The 18,085-nt window shown below is 34.0% G+C and carries 12 protein-coding genes; 6 read left to right on the top strand and 6 right to left on the bottom strand.

Features of this window, described 5'->3' with window-relative positions; all coding sequences use genetic code 11:
• Positions 1-4: 4 nt before the first annotated feature.
• From murQ to C3L50_RS14370, 6 genes are all read right to left on the bottom strand, one after another.
• On the bottom strand, positions 5-823 hold the full coding sequence (gene murQ / locus C3L50_RS14345; protein WP_103806867.1) for an N-acetylmuramic acid 6-phosphate etherase: 819 nt from the start codon (positions 821-823) through the stop codon (positions 5-7).
• Between the two features lie 78 nt (positions 824-901).
• Positions 902-2,089 (bottom strand): exo-beta-N-acetylmuramidase NamZ family protein, encoded by a 1,188-nt coding sequence (locus C3L50_RS14350; RefSeq protein ID WP_103806868.1) that lies wholly within the window; start codon positions 2,087-2,089, stop codon positions 902-904.
• Between the two features lie 46 nt (positions 2,090-2,135).
• Complete coding sequence (locus C3L50_RS14355) at positions 2,136-3,869, bottom strand: family 10 glycosylhydrolase (protein ID WP_165784021.1); 1,734 nt, start codon at positions 3,867-3,869, stop codon at positions 2,136-2,138.
• A gap of 232 nt (positions 3,870-4,101) precedes the next feature.
• Complete coding sequence (locus C3L50_RS14360) at positions 4,102-5,031, bottom strand: hypothetical protein (protein WP_103806870.1); 930 nt, start codon at positions 5,029-5,031, stop codon at positions 4,102-4,104.
• A 25-nt stretch (positions 5,032-5,056) separates the two neighbouring features.
• Positions 5,057-6,661 carry a SusD/RagB family nutrient-binding outer membrane lipoprotein gene (locus C3L50_RS14365; protein ID WP_103806871.1) on the bottom strand — a complete coding sequence of 535 codons (1,605 nt, stop codon included), beginning with the start codon at positions 6,659-6,661 and terminating at the stop codon, positions 5,057-5,059.
• A gap of 12 nt (positions 6,662-6,673) precedes the next feature.
• On the bottom strand, positions 6,674-9,745 hold the full coding sequence (locus C3L50_RS14370; RefSeq protein ID WP_103806872.1) for a SusC/RagA family TonB-linked outer membrane protein: 3,072 nt from the start codon (positions 9,743-9,745) through the stop codon (positions 6,674-6,676).
• Between the two features lie 252 nt (positions 9,746-9,997).
• Here C3L50_RS14370 and C3L50_RS14375 point away from each other — a divergent pair, with 252 nt between their 5' ends.
• The 6 genes from C3L50_RS14375 (at position 9,998) to C3L50_RS14400 (ending at position 17,923) form a co-directional block, all read left to right on the top strand.
• Positions 9,998-10,747, top strand: a complete 750-nt coding sequence (locus tag C3L50_RS14375) for a DeoR/GlpR family DNA-binding transcription regulator (RefSeq protein WP_103806873.1) — start codon at positions 9,998-10,000, stop codon at positions 10,745-10,747.
• 122 nt (positions 10,748-10,869) lie between these two features.
• On the top strand, positions 10,870-12,798 hold the full coding sequence (gene nagB / locus C3L50_RS14380) for a glucosamine-6-phosphate deaminase (RefSeq protein ID WP_103806874.1): 1,929 nt from the start codon (positions 10,870-10,872) through the stop codon (positions 12,796-12,798).
• 281 nt (positions 12,799-13,079) lie between these two features.
• Complete coding sequence (locus tag C3L50_RS14385; protein WP_103806875.1) at positions 13,080-15,002, top strand: amino acid permease; 1,923 nt, start codon at positions 13,080-13,082, stop codon at positions 15,000-15,002.
• 33 nt (positions 15,003-15,035) lie between these two features.
• Entirely contained in the window at positions 15,036-16,343 is a 1,308-nt protein-coding gene (locus C3L50_RS14390) for an MFS transporter (protein WP_103806876.1), read from the top strand.
• A 161-nt stretch (positions 16,344-16,504) separates the two neighbouring features.
• Positions 16,505-17,239 carry a hypothetical protein gene (locus C3L50_RS14395; protein ID WP_103806877.1) on the top strand — a complete coding sequence of 245 codons (735 nt, stop codon included), beginning with the start codon at positions 16,505-16,507 and terminating at the stop codon, positions 17,237-17,239.
• Positions 17,240-17,407: 168 nt separating this feature from the next.
• Positions 17,408-17,923 (top strand): DUF6252 family protein, encoded by a 516-nt coding sequence (locus C3L50_RS14400; protein WP_103806878.1) that lies wholly within the window; start codon positions 17,408-17,410, stop codon positions 17,921-17,923.
• The last annotated feature ends 162 nt before the right edge of the window (positions 17,924-18,085 follow it).

The raw sequence follows: 18,085 nt of genomic DNA on the forward strand, positions 1-18,085 counted from the left end.
TTAATTAAGCTTTATTTCTAGATAGCAAAACAGCTCTCACACTTTTGTGTTCTTTTAATAATTGGGCGGCTAATTTTTCGTCAATATCAAGTGCTTCTACTATCATTTCAACACCTCTTTGCACTAATTTTTTATTTGACAATTGCATATCAACCATTTTATTACCTATTACTCTTCCGAGTTGAATCATTACAGAAGTCGTAATCATGTTTAAAACCATTTTTTGCGATGTTCCAGCTTTCATTCGGGTACTTCCAGTAAGAAATTCGGGACCAACCAATAATTCTATCGGGTAATCGGCTTCTTTGGATATTTTACTATTATTGCTGCAAGTGATGCTGCCCGTTATGATGCTATTTTCTTGAGCTTTTTTTAATCCGCCAATTACGTAGGGAGTATTTCCCGAAGCTGCAATTCCAATGACTACATCCAATGAATTTATATCGTGTTTTTTTAAATCAATCCAAGCTTGCTCAAAATCATCTTCGGCGTTTTCGACCGCTTTTCGAATGGCAAAATCTCCACCAGCAATTATTCCAATGACCATTTGATCGCTTACTCCAAAGGTAGGAGGACACTCGGATGCGTCTAATATTCCTAATCTACCCGATGTTCCTGCACCAATGTAAAACAATCTCCCACCCAATTTCATTTTGGAAACAATTGCATCTACCAATTTTTCTATATTGGGTATTTGAGTTTCAACGGCATGAGCCACTTTTTTGTCCTCGGCATTGATGTTTTCCAATAACTCTTTGGTTGACATTTTGTCCAAATTACTATAATTGGATTCTTTTTCGGTATCGGGATATATTTTTTTCATTGAATTTGTTTAGGTGTGTTAGAAATAAGTTTTTTTGAATTATTATTTTGAAAACAAATCTATTTCAGGATATTAAAATTAGTAAATAAGATACTTTGCCCTTTTAGTTTTGAAGTCTTTTAATCCTTTTTTCCAGCTTTTTCTAATTTTATTTTCAGATTCACCATTTTCTATTTGTTGTTGGAGTTGTTTCGTTCCAGCAAGCTTTGTGAAAAATGCATTGAAAAATTTAGTTTTGTCGGTGGTCATTTTATAAGAACGAATCAACCATTGCAGTTCCAACCGATTCACTTTTTTATGAGTTGTCAAATCTTCGCCATAGCAAATTTGACTGTTATAAAGAGGTTCTTTTGCCCCAAAATTAGGCTTTGGAGTAAATGAAAAATCGTTTTTGGGTAGAAAAGGGGAGCCAAAAATTTGAAATTGTTTTTCGGTTCCACGTCCCACGCTTACATTGGTTCCTTCAAACAAACACAAACTGGCATACAAGTTTATGGATTGATCGTTGGGTAAATTTGGCGATGGTTTTACAGGCAAACTATAGTCTATTGAATGATTATAGTTGATACAAGGAATTACTGTTAATTGGCATTGTGCTGCATTTTTGAGCCATTTTTCGCCATTAATCATTTGGGCATATTCGCCAATAGTCATTCCGTGTAGGATAGGGATGGGGTGCATTCCAACAAAGCTGGTATATTCTTTTTCTAAAATTGGACCATCAACAATTCCTCCGTTTGGATTGGGTCTGTCTAAGATAATAAGTGGAATATTGTTTTCGGCACAAGCTTCCATCACGTAATGCAAGGTAGAAATATAAGTGTAAAATCTTGCACCAACATCTTGCAAATCAAAAATCATTATTTCAATTCCTTTCAATTGTTCGGGTTTTGGTTTTCTGTTTTCTCCATAAAGTGAAACAATAGGAAGACCTGTTTTGCTGTCTTTTACATCTACAACATGTTCGCCAGCATCGGCTGTACCTCGAAAACCATGTTCGGGTGCAAATATGGTTTGAATAGCGATTTGCTTTTCAATCAGAAAATCTACGAGATGCATTTTGTTAGTCAAAATTCCAGTTTGATTGGTGACAATGCTAACTTTTTTATCTTTTAGCAGTGGAAGGTATTTTTCGAAATTATCCGCACCAGTTTTAATTTTTTCATGAGTATTTCCTTTTGTAAATCTTTCCAACGGATTCGAATAGGAATTGATAGCAATAATTGCCATCAAAAAGAGAATGTATTTTTTAAAGGATAGTTTCATAATGAATTAATTTTTGTTTAAAACCTAAAGATAGAAAAGGATGGTATTAATCTTCTTGTTTAATAATTTTAAAACTTTCAGTAGTTCCATTTTCAAAACTAATTTTTACATAATAAATTCCATTAGTTATATTCATTGGAGCTATTGCTATTTTTGAATTTGTGATAACATAATCTTGTTCCAAAACTTGTTTTCCATTAAGGTCATAAAGTGAAATTTTTACATTATTTGAAAAAGCATTTTGAAACTCAACTTCAAACTGATTGAAGAATGGATTGGGATAAACTAAATATGATTTATTAGCAATTAAATCAAAATTTGGATTCCCTAAAACAGCATTGAAATTCCCGGCTTCATTATTGTTTTTATCCAATGAGGTCACTACAAAATATTTGGTGTCAATCAAGGATTGAGAAACGACTAATTCATTTCCAACAACAATATCAATTATTTTCGTGCCATCGTCTTTATTGGTAATGGCTTCAGCAGCATTATTGAAAGCATAGACTACATATTTTATAGGCAAATCACCGTCTGAAGCTGCAGCAGGAGTATTCCAAGTCAATGTCGTGTTAACAAACCGAATATTTTCAGGAACGTTTGGACAAATAATATCTTTACCTACAATTGGTGGTGCAAATGATTTGTATTTGTATTGAGCGTTGTTTAAAATATCATTAATAGTTTTCGAATTATTTTTGATTGTTACGTAATTATAAGCAATTTGCCCAAAACTAGCATCCATAGATGGGGCTCTATTTTGAATGAGTTGATTTTGTATTTCAGTTCCTGCCCAATTACTCGCATCTGCCATTCTATAATAAGCCTGACTAATATACAGTTGTTTTCCATTGGTTTTAACTTGGTCATTCCACCATTGCGATAATTTTAAATAATCCTGAGTTCCACCGATGACCCAATATAATTGTGGTGCCAAATAATCTACTTTTCCAGCATTTAACCAAGCTATTGCATCGCAATAAAGGGCAGAATATGCCGAATTTCCCGAAATTCCAGTTGGTGTTCCGCTTTTCCATATTCCAGCTGGACTCACACCAAAAACAATATTTTTATTTAAATTGGCATTTATGGTCTGGATTGCATCATAAGTTCCAGCTATCATTTGGTTTACATTATCTCTTCTCCAATCTGCAATCGTAGCAATGTTTTTTGGATTGTTGTCAATGTAGGTTTGGGCATCTTGGTTGGTTGTCATTCCACCATTGGGATAGAAATAATCATCAAAATGAATTCCATCTACATCATATCGTGTGGCAATATCTTGCACAATACTGATGATATAATTTTTTACGGCAGGCAAACCTGGATTTAATATTTTTTGTGTGTCAGCCGATGATGTAAACCACCAACTGGGTTGTGTGACTGTAATGTGATTTGCCGAAGTAGTGTAGGTAGAAGTTGTTTTTGCTCGATAGGGATTTAACCAAGCATGTAAATCTAGACCTCTTTTATGGGCTTCGGTTATGGCAAATGACAAAGGATCCCACAAAGGATTTGGTGCTAAACCCTGAGTTCCTGTTAAATAATATCCCCAAGGCTCAATAGATGAGTTGTACAAAGCATCACACTCTGAACGCACTTGTAGAAAAACCGTATTGTAACCATTTGTTTTTAAATTATCTAAAATTGCAATCAATTCGGCTTGTTGTACCGCGGGCGTTGCCAAACGATTTGTAGGCCAATTCAAACTGTAAACCGAGGCTAAAAAAACACCTCTCAATTCACGTTTCGGATTACTTTTGCTAAACTCAGCATCCATTAAACACTGTGCATTACTAATTATTGTACAGATTAATACTAGAATAAAGTATAGTTTTTTTATGTAGTTTTTTCTCATTTGATAAAGAGGATTGGTAATTATCTATTTAGGTTTCCCATTAAAAATAGGGCATAGGAATGACTATTGCCTACCTATATGAAGTAAACAAAGACAATAATTGGAATATAAAAAACCACTTTAGAACTTGTTGTCTAAAGTGGTTTTAAGATTTTTATTTGTTAGTGTACCAACCAATGGCTGGAATATTTACAGTTGTACTGGGTGCACCTGCAGATAATCCACCTGCAAAACCTCTACAAAAGATGGTATATACTCTACCAGCTCTTGGAACTAATATGCCTGTTCCAGAATTGGCTAGATTTGCCACAAGAGCGGGGGCAGCAAGGGTTGGGTTGTTTGTTGCTGAACCTGCAACTCGCAATTGAATCTGATAACCTCTTGCATCAGTAGGGTCTTGAGCTTCTATAGGAATAAATACTTCACTACCACCTTTGAAAGTCACATTTTTATAGGTTTGAATTTCTTGGTTAACTACTGGAGTTGCTCCACTTATTGAAGTAGTTTTGATGATTCCTAAGTCATAACCAGCAACAGGAGTATTGCTAATCACATTGATGAATCGGATGTAGGCTTTAGTTTTGTCTAAAACTGGCGAAAAATCATCATTGACTTGGTAAGTAGAATAGGTTACAGGAGTAACATTAGGAAGTGAACCAATTAAGAAATTGCTATAATATTTCCCTTTTTCAGTTACTAATTTGCCAACAAAACGATCTACTGCTGGAATTTCAGCAACTGTTGCAGTGGCAGCAATTTTAGGTGTTACCGCACTAAAAGGCTGATCTCCTGATTGTACCAAACTATAAAGAGTTACTGGATAAACTGAACCCATAGTAATTCCAATTGGCAAACCAACAGTAACCCCAACAGATGATATTTTCTCGACTCCCATAAAATAATTTACCTGAAAATTTGTTCCAGAAGCACCAACTGCTGTGTGAATAAATTTTACATTAGCTGCGTTTTCAGGCGCGCTTGATTCATAAGGAGTGAAATTGTGTTCATCCCCACAAGAGACAATAAGTACCACTCCTAGAAGCGGGAATACAGCCTTTTTGATTGTGTTAAATATATTTTTCATTTAATAAGTTTTTAGGTTTTATAAATTATGGTTTAGAGTACCACATTTCTACGGTATGATAATCTACTTTATCAGCCCCAATGGCTTGTAAAGCCCCAAAATTCCATACATATTCCGAATTGAATCTTGGGCGAACTCGGTAAGGCAATTTTCCACCATTATCAGCAAATAATCCACTACCAGTAGGAATAACCATAGTTTTGTAAATATTTACATTGTCATAATGGTATTTGCGCATATCTGTCCAAGCTTCTAAATTTCCAAAACCAAAAAGTGAAATGTATTTTTGAAGGATGATATGACTCATGGTCAAGTTAGCTTCTGCTGGAACCACATTTACGTTAGCTAGAAAAGCTGTTTTTTCGGACGCAGTTATAGTAGTTGTGATTGGGTAAGTTGTACTAACAACAGTATTTGAGTTTACAAAATCGATACTTGCATCAATTCCTTTTTTGTATGCTGCCAATGCCAGGGTTTTGTCTCCTTTTATAAAAGCAGCTTCAGCTTTGATAAATTGAATTTCAGCATAAGTCATTAAAGGAAAATTGGCTTTATCTCTAAAAATATATCTACCAGGAGTTGTAGGTGTTCCCTGAACAAATGTCCCCCAAAGATTAGGAATTCTGCTTGGACCAGCAGTTGATGAGGCAGTTGAATTCAGTGGATTACCTACAAAAGTATATTTAGTTGGGTCTGGATTTGCTGCCGATGCTGGAGCTGTTTCAGATGTTCCAATAGATGGAGCCAAAATTCTTGACATACGAGGGTCAATGGCTCCCGTAAAAACAGTACCATTCATAACTCTAACCATAAAATCAGTTTGACGAAAATTTGCAAAATTTTGTCTTTGTGGACCATTAAAGTTTGAATCGGCAGATACTGTCCCATTATAGTTAATTAAAGCATTGTCTGCATTAGACGCTAAGGATTTATCGCAGGCAGCAATAACAGCAGCTGGATCATAAGTCGCTTTGTTAATTTGATTGTTCAAATTACGAGCTACAACACCCCAAGCAAATTTCGTCCATTTGGCTCTGTCTCCATTGTACATTTTATCTCCAACGGCGGCGTATGTAGCTGAAACTTTACCATCGGTTCGAGCTAGATCAGCAACACCTTCGTTTATCAAACGCAATACTTCGGCATAAACCTTGTCTTGTCCTACATAGTCAAACGACATACGTTGTGTAAATGCTTGATCAAAATCGATCAATTCAGAATGATAATCTGTGGCAACTTGCCAAGACCAAGCTCTAATTACTTTAGAAATACCTGTAATGTCGTGGCGCTCTTCGGCAATTGCTTTTTCTTGCATTCGGGTTAAATTTAATCCGATTGAAAAGTAGGCCATTTTCCAAATTTCACCTCCCTGGTCATTATTAGCTACATAACCTAATCTATCCCATTCGTTTCCTGTTGTTGCATTACTAAAATATTGGACATATCTTCCTAAATAACGATTGTCAAATTGTAAGCCTACAGCCATTTGTTGCTCAATAGGTGGCAGCAAAGCTTGTGCAGAAACATCTACTGGAAAACTTGGATTTACATTCAAATCTTGCAAGTTATCACACGAAACTACAGCAGTTAATAAACCGAGTGCAGTTATATATTTTTTTATATTTTTCATTTTATATAAGTATTAAAATCCTAATTTTACTCCCATGTTCAAACCTCTAGGCGTAGAAACTGTACCAAAGTCAAAGCCAACTCCACCAGCACCACCAGCAGAAGCATTTAATCCATTAACCGCTGGATCTGCACCTGTATAATTAGTTATCATAAAAGCATCTGTCATTGTTATATTAAAAGCTAATGAACGAATAGCCGTTTTTTTCAATGTTTCAGAAGGCAATCTATAACTCAATGTAATATCTCTCATACGCAGCCAATTGACATCTTTTTCGATAAAGTCAGCATCAACAGCACCACCAGTTCTGTAATATTCATTTTGTAAATAAGGCGTTACCATAATGTTGTTTTGAGTAGGAGTAGCCGAATTTTCTAATCCGTCTCTTATTACTCCTTGTACAACTCGTGGTTGCTCTCTATCTAAAGTTCTGGTTGAAATTCCGTTTTGGTACATCCAAAATTCGGTACCATTAAAGATGTCTCCACCTTTTCTAATGTCTAATAATATTGATAAGCTTACATTTTTGTATTTGAAAGTGTTTTGAAAACCAAGTACAAAATCTGGATTTCTGTCACCAGCGATTACAAAGTTTGGATTTTTTAATGGATAACCTGTACTTGGATCTATCAATATTTGTCCAGCATTATTTCTTAAATAATCTACAGCAGTTATTGTAGTAGTAGGTCCACCTACTTTTACACCACCTCTAACATTATTGTAAAGCCAAGTATCAGAAAGGTAATATTCGGTTACAGCAGCAGGAAGATTCAATACTTCGGAGCGAGTTTTATTGAAATTTAGGTTCAAATCCCAAGAAAAACTAGCCGTTTTAACAGGTGTTGCATTTAAGGTAATTTCTAAACCTTCGTTTCTTAAGTCCCCAAAGTTTGCAGAGGTTAATACAAAACCTGTTCCATAACTCAAACGCATATTTTTCAAGATAGGATCTACAGTTTTAGTACTATAAACAGTAACATCTAATCCTAATCGATCATTAAAAAATTTCAACTCAGTACCAAATTCGATAGATTTTCTAAATTCAGGAATTAAATTAGGATTGGCTCCTGTTACTCCATAAGCATATCCGCCGTTTGTGGTTAATTGAGAAGTAAAAATAGGAACTGCTGAATAAGGCGAAGGGATATTTGCTGCTTCAGCATAGGAAGCTCTAATTTTTCCATAAGATAATATTTTTTTATCTTTTAATCCAGGCAAGTTGGTAAACATAAAACTGGTCGATGCAGAAGGATAAAAGAAGGGATCTGGTAATACCGAAGTCCAGTCTTTACGACCTGTTAAAGAGACAAAAACAATTTTGTCATAATCAAAATTTAGCTCTGTAAAGAAACCTATAATTCGACTTTGAACGATTCTCTCTTGTGATCTTTGTGTTGTAGCATCTGTATTATTGATAGAATTAAAATTAGGGTCAAAATACTTGCTTCCAGAGGTAGATAAAATTCTAAAATAGTTATCATTGATAGCATTACCAATCATAATCTTGGTATTAAATTTACCAAAAGATTTCTTTGCTGTTCCTAACAAAGTAGAGTTTAAGTTACTGGTACTGTTATAATAAGTTTCAATAAATCCACCCGTTGAAAGTCCCGCAGCCGATTCAGGGTGAATAGCTCTGAATCCTTGACCTGAATTTACATCCCAACCCACACGAGCGGTGAAATTTAACCAAGAGGCAGGGTCATAGATTAAACCAACATTGGTTACAAAACGGTTGTTCCAGTCTGTAGATAAGTTTTTATTAACATCCCAAAAAGGGTTGTCAGTTTCAGTATCTAAAGCACCTGAAGTGATTTTTTTTCTTGTTCCATCGGTATTCAAGTAATCGCGAACATCTAGATTTTGAGGCCATCCTAGCAATGTCAACAAATAACCATTGCTACCTGTTAATCCCCCAGAACCTCCTTTTGAAGCTTTATCATTTTCAGATTTTGTAAAACTAAAAGTTCCTTCTGATTTAAATTTAGGAGATATTTTTGCAGTAGCATTCAAACTAGCCGTCAAACGTTCGTAAGAAGTGTTTGGAGTTATCCCTTCTTGTTTTAAATTACTCAAGGATAATCTATACGAAGTGTTTTCAGTACCTGCTTCAAAAGATAAATTATGAGTGGTAGAGGTACCTACTCTGAAAAAATTACCAATATTGTCATAGAATTTTGTACCAGGAGCAAAAGCCTCTCCAAATTGTCTTCTATAATCTGTATTTGTAATTCCTCCTGAACCTCTTTGATATACGTTTTGAGTTTCTGGGAAACGATAAACTTGATCTAGTCTTGTATTAGTAGAGTAACTAACTCTTCCAACCCCTTGTTTCCCTTTTTTTGTGGTAATAACAATAGCTCCATTACCAGCTTGCATACCGTAAAGAGCTGCTGCTTCTGGTCCTTTCAGGATAGTGATGGATTCAATATCCTCTGGGTTGATATCGGCTCCTCTATTGGTGTAATCTTGGTTTCGGTTTGGAGCATTCGAAATCATCAATCCTTGATCTAATGTTTCGTTACTTACAGGCAAACCATCTACAATATATAAAGGTGTATTGTTTCCACTCAAAGAGTTTACCCCTCTTAACTGAATTGCTGTAGATGCTCCAGGTGCACCAGTACTACTTGTTACCGTTAAACCTGCAATACGACCTTGTAGCGCATTGGCAAAATTGGAACGTTGGGTATCGGCGATTTCCTGACCTTTAACTGCCTGTGCAGAATAACCTAAAGAGGATTTATCTAAAGTTCTACCCATAGACCCCGTAATTACAACTTCTTTCAAGACTTGAGAACTTTCATTAATAATGATATTCAATTTAGCCCCAGTAACTTTTACTTCTTTGGTTTCAAAACCAATAAATGTAATTACTAAAGTAGCTCCATTTTTGGTGTTAATAGAGAAGCTACCATCTCCTCCTGTAGAGGAACCGTTTTTTGTCCCTTTTTCAAGGATGTTAACACCCGGCAAAGAATAGCCATTGGTGTCTGTAACTTTACCTTTTACTGTGAGATTTTGCGAATAAGTTGTAATTATTCCAGCAAAAAACAGCAAAAGAATTAAATACTTTTTTTTCATAGTGGTTAAATTTGATTAGTTAATTAATACAAACTTAATACATTATTCTTAACAAATACATTATTATGCTGGTTTTTTTTAACAAATTTCTTCAATAACGCATAATAATGCAATATTTTTTGCTGTTTGACGCTATTTTACAGAAAAAACATTAAAACAAGACCTCGGTTTCATTAAAAAAAATATAACCTTATTAATTTTGATAAGAAGTATTTTTATATATATTTGAAAATAATATTAATTTTTTTGACAATGCTAAAAGCGGAAAGACAGAAATTCATAATGACTAAAATAGCTTTAGAACAGAAAGTTAACACGATTACACTCGCGTTAGATCTATCTGTTTCAGAGGATACCGTCAGAAGGGATTTGAATGAATTAAACAAAAAGGGATTGCTCGAAAAAGTATATGGTGGAGCTATACCAATCGCTGAAAAGCCAACTAGTGTTTTTGATTTGGTTGTTGTAAATGGAGGCAAAAAGGATATTATTGGTCACAAAGCTCTTTCTTTAATTGCTGATGGACAGGTTATTATAATGAGTGGAGGTACCACAAATTTAGCTTTCACAAAATTACTCCCTTCTGATTTAAAAGCAACTATATATACTTATAGTTTGCCAATAGCTATGCAGTTAGCTCAACATCCTAGTGTAGAAGTAATTTTTATAGGGGGTAAATTGCAGAAAAATGCAATGGTGACTATTGGTATGGATGTAGTACAAGTTTTGTCCAAGCTTAAAGCAGATATTTGTTTTATGGGTTCTAGTAGTATTAACGTTAGACTTGGTCTTACGGAAATGGGGTATGAGGTGTCTCTTGTGAAAAAAGCAATGATGGAAGCTTCTGATAATGTAGTGTGTATGGTTACTTCTGAAAAATTAGACACTAAAATGCCGTATGTTGTTTGTGAACTAAACCAATTGAATATAATTATTACTGATTTAAATCCAGACGCTCCAATCTTGGAGGAATACGCTAAAGCTGGAGTTCAGCTCATGTAAATAAAATATTTATGCGTTTTGTTGCGTTATTTGTATTTTTTTTATTAAAATAATGCAACAAAGTGCTTTTTGTTTGTTTTCTTGTCTATATTTGTGTTGTAAATCTTTAACACGACACAAGAATGAGCACAATTCAAACTTTAACGTATGCAAAACCTGGAAAGTACGAAACAACCCGTTTTGAAAAAATCCATAATGTCATTTTTCAAAACTCGGTAGAAGCTTCTAGGATTGTTGCACAAGAAATAGCCCATTTAATAAAATCAAAACAAGCCAAAAATAAAACTTGCGTTTTAGGGTTGGCTACAGGCTCTTCTCCTATAAAGGTTTATGAGGAATTGGTGCGACTTCATAAAGAAGAGGGACTTAGTTTTAGCAATGTTGTTACTTTTAATCTGGATGAATATTATCCAATGAATAAAGAAAACAATCAGAGCTATTATTATTTTATGCATCAACATCTTTTTAATCACATCGATATTAAGCCAGAAAATGTGAATATTCCCGATGGGACTGTTTCTATTGAAAGCCTGAATCAGTATTGTGTTGATTATGAAAATAAAATTGCAAAAGCTGGTGGACTTGACTTTCAATTACTTGGAATTGGCCGTACTGGTCATGTCGGTTTCAACGAACCGGGTTCTCATATTAACTCTGGAACTAGAATTATCACTTTAGATCACATTACTAGAGTAGATGCTTCTTCTGATTTTAACGGTATCAATCAAGTTCCAAAAAGAGCCATTACAATGGGAGTTTCTACCATTCTTCGATCAAAAAGAATTGTATTGATGGCTTGGGGACAAAATAAGGCTTCTATTATCAAGACAACCATTCAAGGAGAAATTAGTTCCGAAGTACCTGCCACTTTTTTGCAAAATCACAATAATGTAACTTTTGTTTTAGACCAATCGGCAGCTTCAGAATTAACCCGATTTGAAACACCATGGTTAGTTGGAGAATGTATTTGGACAAAAGAATTGAAACACAAAGCTATTGTTTGGCTGTGTAAAGAAACCAATCAAGCCATATTAAAACTTACCGATAGAGATTACAATAATAATGGAATGTCAGACCTTTTGGCACAAGAAGGTTCTGCTTATGATTTGAATATCAATATGTTCAATGTTTTGCAGCATACTATAACGGGTTGGCCAGGCGGAAAACCAAATGTTGATGATTCTCATAGACCAGAAAGAGCCAATCCTGCCCAAAAAAGAGTTATTCTTTTTAGTCCACATCCAGATGATGATGTAATTTCTATGGGGGGAACTTTTTCTAAATTGATTAAGCAAGGACACGATGTGCATGTTGTTTATCAAACCTCAGGAAACATAGCTGTTACTGATGATGAAGCTTTGAAATTTGCCGAAGTGTGCAATGATTTTATTGGAGGCAAAAAAGATTTGGATATTAATTTTCAAGAGGTTATTGATTTCATTAATAATAAAAAAGAAAATGAAGTCGATTCTTCGGAAGTTAGAAAATTAAAGGGATTAATTAGACGTCGAGAATCTTATGCAGCCACACGTTACATTGGATTAAAAGATGAAAACACCCATTTTTTGGATCTTCCTTTTTATGAAACAGGAAAAATAAAGAAAAATCCATTGGGAGCAGAAGATATTGCTATAGTAAAAGACATTATAGAAAAAATCAAACCACATCAGGTTTTTGCTGCAGGCGATTTAGCCGATCCACACGGTACTCATGAAGTTTGTCTAAATGCCATTTTGGCGGCAATGAATTTATTGAAACACGAATCTTTTATGAATGATTGTTGGTTGTGGCTGTATAGAGGAGCTTGGCACGAATGGGATGTTCATGAAATAGATATGGCGGTTCCATTAAGTCCTGACGAGGTTTTGTTAAAAAGACATGCTATTTTGTATCACCAATCTCAAAAAGACAGAGTAATGTTTCAAGGCAACGATTCAAGAGAATTTTGGGTAAGAGCAGAGGATCGCAACAAGAATACTGCAAAAATTTATGATGAGCTAGGGTTGTCCGAATATCAGGCGATTGAAGCCTTCAAACGCTATAATTACTAGTGAAAAGCAATTCAAAAGTCGGATTATAAAAGACTAATTCAAATATTGAACTTATAGAAAAAAGTGGTGGGAAGAAATTTCGACCACTTTTTTAGTTTTATTCAACTTAAAAAAAAAAGAAATAGATTTTAAAATAAAGGAAGGACATTTTAAGAACAATTGGAAGTTAAAAATAGCAACTCAAAACTTTATAAATTGAATTTGTTTTCTATATTTGAAAATATAAAATAGGGAACTAAAATAGATTCTAAATTAGTAGCCCATAACTATAAAATTCACCAATGGCATTTTCAAATTTATTTAGAAAAAAAACAGTTCACGATATTTTAAAGCAAGTAGATAAAAACGAGTCTGATGGACATCATGTTTTAGGAAAACACTTAAACGCTCGTGATTTGACTGCGTTTGGAATTGCAGCAATTGTTGGAGCAGGAATTTTTAGTACCATCGGAAAAGCTAGTGCCGATGGTGGTCCAGCCGTTATTTTCCTGTTTTTATTTACTGCAATTGCTTGTAGTTTTGCGGCTTTTGCTTATGCCGAATTTGCGTCAATGGTTCCGGTTTCTGGGAGTGCTTATACTTATTCTTATGTGGCTTTTGGAGAAATCATTGCTTGGATTATTGGTTGGGCTTTGATTATGGAGTATGCTATTGGCAATATAACGGTTGCCATTTCGTGGAGTGATTATTTTACAGGCTTGCTCGAAAGTGGTGGAATTAAACTTCCGCAATGGATTCAGATGGATTATTTAACAGCTTCGAATGGCTTTAAAGATGCAACAGCATTGATGCACGGAGGGAAATCTTTCGAAAATTTAAGTGCTGGTTTACAAGCTTCCTATACGGCTTGGACGACTTCGCCAGTAATTGGTTCTTTTCATTTTGTTGCTGATTTACCTGCATTATTAATTATAGTTTTAATTACGGCTTTGGTTTATCGTGGAATGAAAGAGTCCAGAAATGCTAGTAATTTGATGGTAGTAATTAAATTATGCATTGTACTTTTAGTGATTGCTGTTGGTGTTTTTTATGTAAATACTGATAATTGGCATCCGTTTGCACCCAATGGAGTTTCAGGAGTTTTAAAAGGAGTTTCGGCTGTTTTCTTTGCTTATATTGGTTTTGATGCTATTTCAACTACTGCCGAAGAGTGCAAAAATCCACAGCGTGATTTGCCTCGAGGAATGATGTGGGCAATAATTATTTGTACCCTTTTATATATTGCCATAGCCTTAGTGTTGACAGGAATGGTCAGTTATAATGAATTGAGTGTGGGCGATCCGTTAGCTTTTGTTTTTGATAAATTACACATCGGATGGATGTCAGGAATTATTGGTGTAAGCGCCGTAATAGCAATGGCGAGCGTTCTTTTAGTTTTTCAGATGGGGCAACCTCGAATTTGGATGAGTATGAGCCGTGACGGATTGTTGCCTAAACGTTTTTCTACAGTGCATCCAAAGTTCAAAACACCTTCGTTTGCCACCATTGTTACTGGATTTGTTGTAGCAGTTCCAGCTTTGTTTTTGAATTTGACAATGGTAACCGATTTGTGTAGTATTGGAACCTTGTTTGCCTTTGTTTTGGTTTGTGCTGGGGTTTTGGTTTTGCAAAATAAAAAGGATATTCCTCGAGGAAAATTCAAAACACCTTATGTTAATTCAAAATATGTCATTCCTTTTTTGCTAATTATCGCTTTGGTTTTTGCCTTTAAATACAACAATAAAGCAACAATGGCTTTTTTGACCAATGAAAAACAAATTAGTTCGCCATCAGTTATTGTGACTTCCTTAAATAAGGATAAATCTAAAGAAGTTTATGAATTTATTGCTCAAAATTATGGAGATAAAAAAATTGCTTCCGAAGATTTAGAGCAAGTTTTGAGTAGTTTTAGTCAGGATGATGCGCTTTATAAAACGGTTGTAGATTCATTGCCAATAGACATTTCTCTGAAATATGAAAGTGGTTTTAGCCTTTTTAAACATAAAATTCCAATGTGGATTTTCCTGATTGTTATGATAGGTCTCACAGTTTGGTCTAATAGATCTAATTTGTCTTTAATTCCATTATTGGGATTGATTTGTTGTTTGTATATGATGGCAGAATTGAGCGTTTGGAACTGGATTTACTTCACTATTTGGTTGCTAATAGGTCTTTTAATTTACTTCAGTTTTAGTCGAAAAAACAGTAAACTAAACATTCAATAAATATAAATTTTATCAAGTTTTAAAATATCATAAATGGAAAATTTACCAAAAGGAAGTCCTAAATTGATCAATGCTTGGGCATTTTATGATTGGGCAAATTCAGTTTATTCGTTAGTAATTGCAACAGCAGTTTTTCCTATTTATTATGAATCTGTAACGAGTAGCAATGGCGGGATGGTAGATTTTTTGGGAATTACTTTGCCCAACAGTTCACTTTTGTCTTATTCCTTATCATTTTCTTTTTTGATTGTAGCTTTTTTATCTCCAATATTATCAGGAATTGCTGATTATTCAGGAAACAAAAAGAGTTTTATGAAGTTCTTCTGCTACTTGGGCTCTTTGTCAGTGATTAGTTTGTTCTTTTTTAGAGACACCAATACGCTTTGGATAGGTATTTTAGCCACCATTTTGGCTAGTGTTGGTTTTTGGGGAAGCATCGTTTTTTATAATTCCTATTTGCCAGAAATTGCTTTTCCAGAGCAGCACGATAGAGTGAGTGCCAAAGGATTTATGTTTGGTTATACCGGTTCTGTATTATTATTGGCGTTCAATTTGACAATGATTATGAAACCAGAATGGTATGGTATAATGGATGAAACTTTGCCTGCAAGAATCTCCTTTTTAATGGTTGGTATTTGGTGGATGGGTTTTGCACAATACACTTTCCATTATTTGCCATCCAATGTTTACAATAGAAAACCGAGAAAAGATTTTATCTTCAAAGGGGTTAAAGAGTTGAAAGAAGTATTAATAGGTTTAAAAAAGCTAACCACTTTAAAACAGTTTTTAATTGCATTTTTTCTATACAGCATTGGTGTTCAGACCATTATTTTATTGGCTGGTATTTACGGAAAAGTAGAATTAGGAATTGAAACCAGCCAATTGATTATTACCATTTTATTGATTCAAATTGTGGCCATCTTTGGCGCTTTTCTTTTTTCAAGAATTTCCGAAAGAATAGGAAACATAAAAACCCTAAAATTAACCATCGCCATTTGGGGATTTATCTGTTTTGCCGCTTATTTATTAGACAAGGATAACAAGTATATTGATATACAATTTTATGCTCTTGGAGGTGTAATCGGAATGGTTTTGGGAGCCATTCAGTCTTTATCGCGTTCTACTTATTCTAAATTATTGCCCGAAACAGAAGATCATACCACTTATTTCAGCTTTTTTGATGTGACCGAGAAAATTGCCATCGTTTTAGGAACTTTTATCTTTGGTTTTGTGGGTTCGATAACCAATTCGATGCGAAATTCTATTTTTATTTTAGCCATTTTCTTTTTGCTAGGTTATATTGTACTTAGTTTTATGAAGAAAATTGAACCAGTTAAATAAAATTTATAATCAATTAGCGATAAAGTCATTAATAGTATAAGATTTGTTATTGTGATTTTAGTCGTAGTTTTTTTAGGATTAAATTTTATTTAAATTCCTGCAGCAAAGGTTTCGTATATTTAAAAGAAAATACTACATTTGATGTGTTTAAAAATAAAAAAATGAAATTCATAAAATGTATTACCGTATTTTTCTTTGCGTCATTATTAATTACTTCTTGTGAAATAGAACCCGTAGATGTTTCATCAACAACTCCAACAGTACCAACGACTCCAGGTGGAGGAACTTCTTCGGGAGATTATTGGCCAACCGCAGTAAATAATCAATGGGTTTTCAAGATGGATGGCGTATTGCAAAGCCCAATGAAAATGATTTCCACAAATACAATAAACGCAAATCCATATTATACCTTTAATGAACAAGTAGGAACAGAAATAGGTACCACTATTTCTGGAGTGCAGCGATTAAGAAAATTGAACGGGAATTATTATTTAAAGATGGAGAATTTAAGTTCACCTGCACAAGGATCAATACCAGGTTTTACAATGACTGGATATGAGACTATTATATTAAAAGATTATTTATCTGTGGGAGGAACTTGGACTGATAAATATTCTCAAACAACTAGTTATACAGATCCAAATTTCCCAGTTATCTCTTTAGATTTTGATATTTTAGCAACTGTTATGGAGAAGAATAGTTCCATTACTATTGCGGGTCATAAATATACTGATGTAATCAAAATTAAATATATTCAGAAGGTAACTATGGTTGGTCAAACTACGACCGTTACTAGCTATTATTGGTATTCCAAAAATGTTGGCCCAATTAAAATGACTACAGAAACCGGAGGTCAAACAGTTGTTCAAGAGTTAGATTCATACATCGTTAAGTAAATTAACCAATGACTAGTCCTAAAAAATGGCTACAATAAATATAGCCTACAAATAGGAAAGAATTTAGATTCTCACTATTTTTATTATTGCCATATTTTTTGAAAAAAAAGCTAATTCAATAGTTATTAAATATTAAATAAAACACTACATTTTTTTAAAAGTATAAACATGAATTTCATAAAATATATTACCGTATTTTTCTTTGCATCAGTATTATTTACTTCCTGTGAAAACGAACCTCTTGACGGTAGCATAATTCCAGATAATGGAACAGGAGGAGGAACGAGCACGGGTTATTACCTTAAAGTGACTAAAGATGGCGTAGCAAAACAATGGTCAACAGTTCAAGCATTAAATTCAACACCTCTTAATTCTATTATAATTACTGGCGCAGATAACTCAAGTTCTATGACTTTGGTTGTACATGATGTTTACAAAATAGGCACAGGTGTTTACAATCTCAGTTGGGCTGAAAAATCTTGTGTTTATACCGAAGGAACCAATATTTTTAGTTCTGATTATTCTGACTTTAATACAAGTGCTGGTAATATTACGATAACTGAGTTAAATCAAACGAATAAAACAATTAAAGGAACATTCAATTTTATTGGAAAAAACCAAGCCATGACAGCAACAAAAGTGTTTACAAAAGGAGAGTTTTATTTAAAATATACCTTACAGTAATTTCTACTTAATAAATTATTTGAAATCTTAGAATCATCTGTATGACTAGTCCTAAATAATCGATACAGATTATTAGACAAATTTAAATAAATTAAACAGCATCAAAAACGTTTTTGGTGCTGTTTTTAGTTTTATAGGTTTTCATTAATATTTTATTTTGTT

This window comes from Flavobacterium alvei (assembly GCF_002920895.1).
In the GTDB taxonomy this organism is placed as follows: Bacteria; Bacteroidota; Bacteroidia; order Flavobacteriales; family Flavobacteriaceae; genus Flavobacterium; species Flavobacterium alvei.

Bases quoted from the DNA above. Each gene is read 5' to 3' on its own strand.
- murQ (WP_103806867.1), bottom strand. From the start codon at position 823: ATGAAAAAAATATATCCCGATACCGAAAAAGAATCCAATTATAGTAAT.
- C3L50_RS14365 (WP_103806871.1), bottom strand. From the start codon at position 6,661: ATGAAAAATATAAAAAAATATATAACTGCACTCGGTTTATTAACTGCT.
- C3L50_RS14350 (WP_103806868.1), bottom strand. From the start codon at position 2,089: ATGAAACTATCCTTTAAAAAATACATTCTCTTTTTGATGGCAATTATT.
- C3L50_RS14395 (WP_103806877.1), top strand. From the start codon at position 16,505: ATGAAATTCATAAAATGTATTACCGTATTTTTCTTTGCGTCATTATTA.
- C3L50_RS14355 (WP_165784021.1), bottom strand. From the start codon at position 3,869: ATGGATGCTGAGTTTAGCAAAAGTAATCCGAAACGTGAATTGAGAGGT.
- C3L50_RS14390 (WP_103806876.1), top strand. From the start codon at position 15,036: ATGGAAAATTTACCAAAAGGAAGTCCTAAATTGATCAATGCTTGGGCA.
- C3L50_RS14385 (WP_103806875.1), top strand. From the start codon at position 13,080: ATGGCATTTTCAAATTTATTTAGAAAAAAAACAGTTCACGATATTTTA.
- C3L50_RS14360 (WP_103806870.1), bottom strand. From the start codon at position 5,031: ATGAAAAATATATTTAACACAATCAAAAAGGCTGTATTCCCGCTTCTA.
- nagB (WP_103806874.1), top strand. From the start codon at position 10,870: ATGAGCACAATTCAAACTTTAACGTATGCAAAACCTGGAAAGTACGAA.
- C3L50_RS14370 (WP_103806872.1), bottom strand. From the start codon at position 9,745: ATGAAAAAAAAGTATTTAATTCTTTTGCTGTTTTTTGCTGGAATAATT.
- C3L50_RS14400 (WP_103806878.1), top strand. From the start codon at position 17,408: ATGAATTTCATAAAATATATTACCGTATTTTTCTTTGCATCAGTATTA.
- C3L50_RS14375 (WP_103806873.1), top strand. From the start codon at position 9,998: ATGCTAAAAGCGGAAAGACAGAAATTCATAATGACTAAAATAGCTTTA.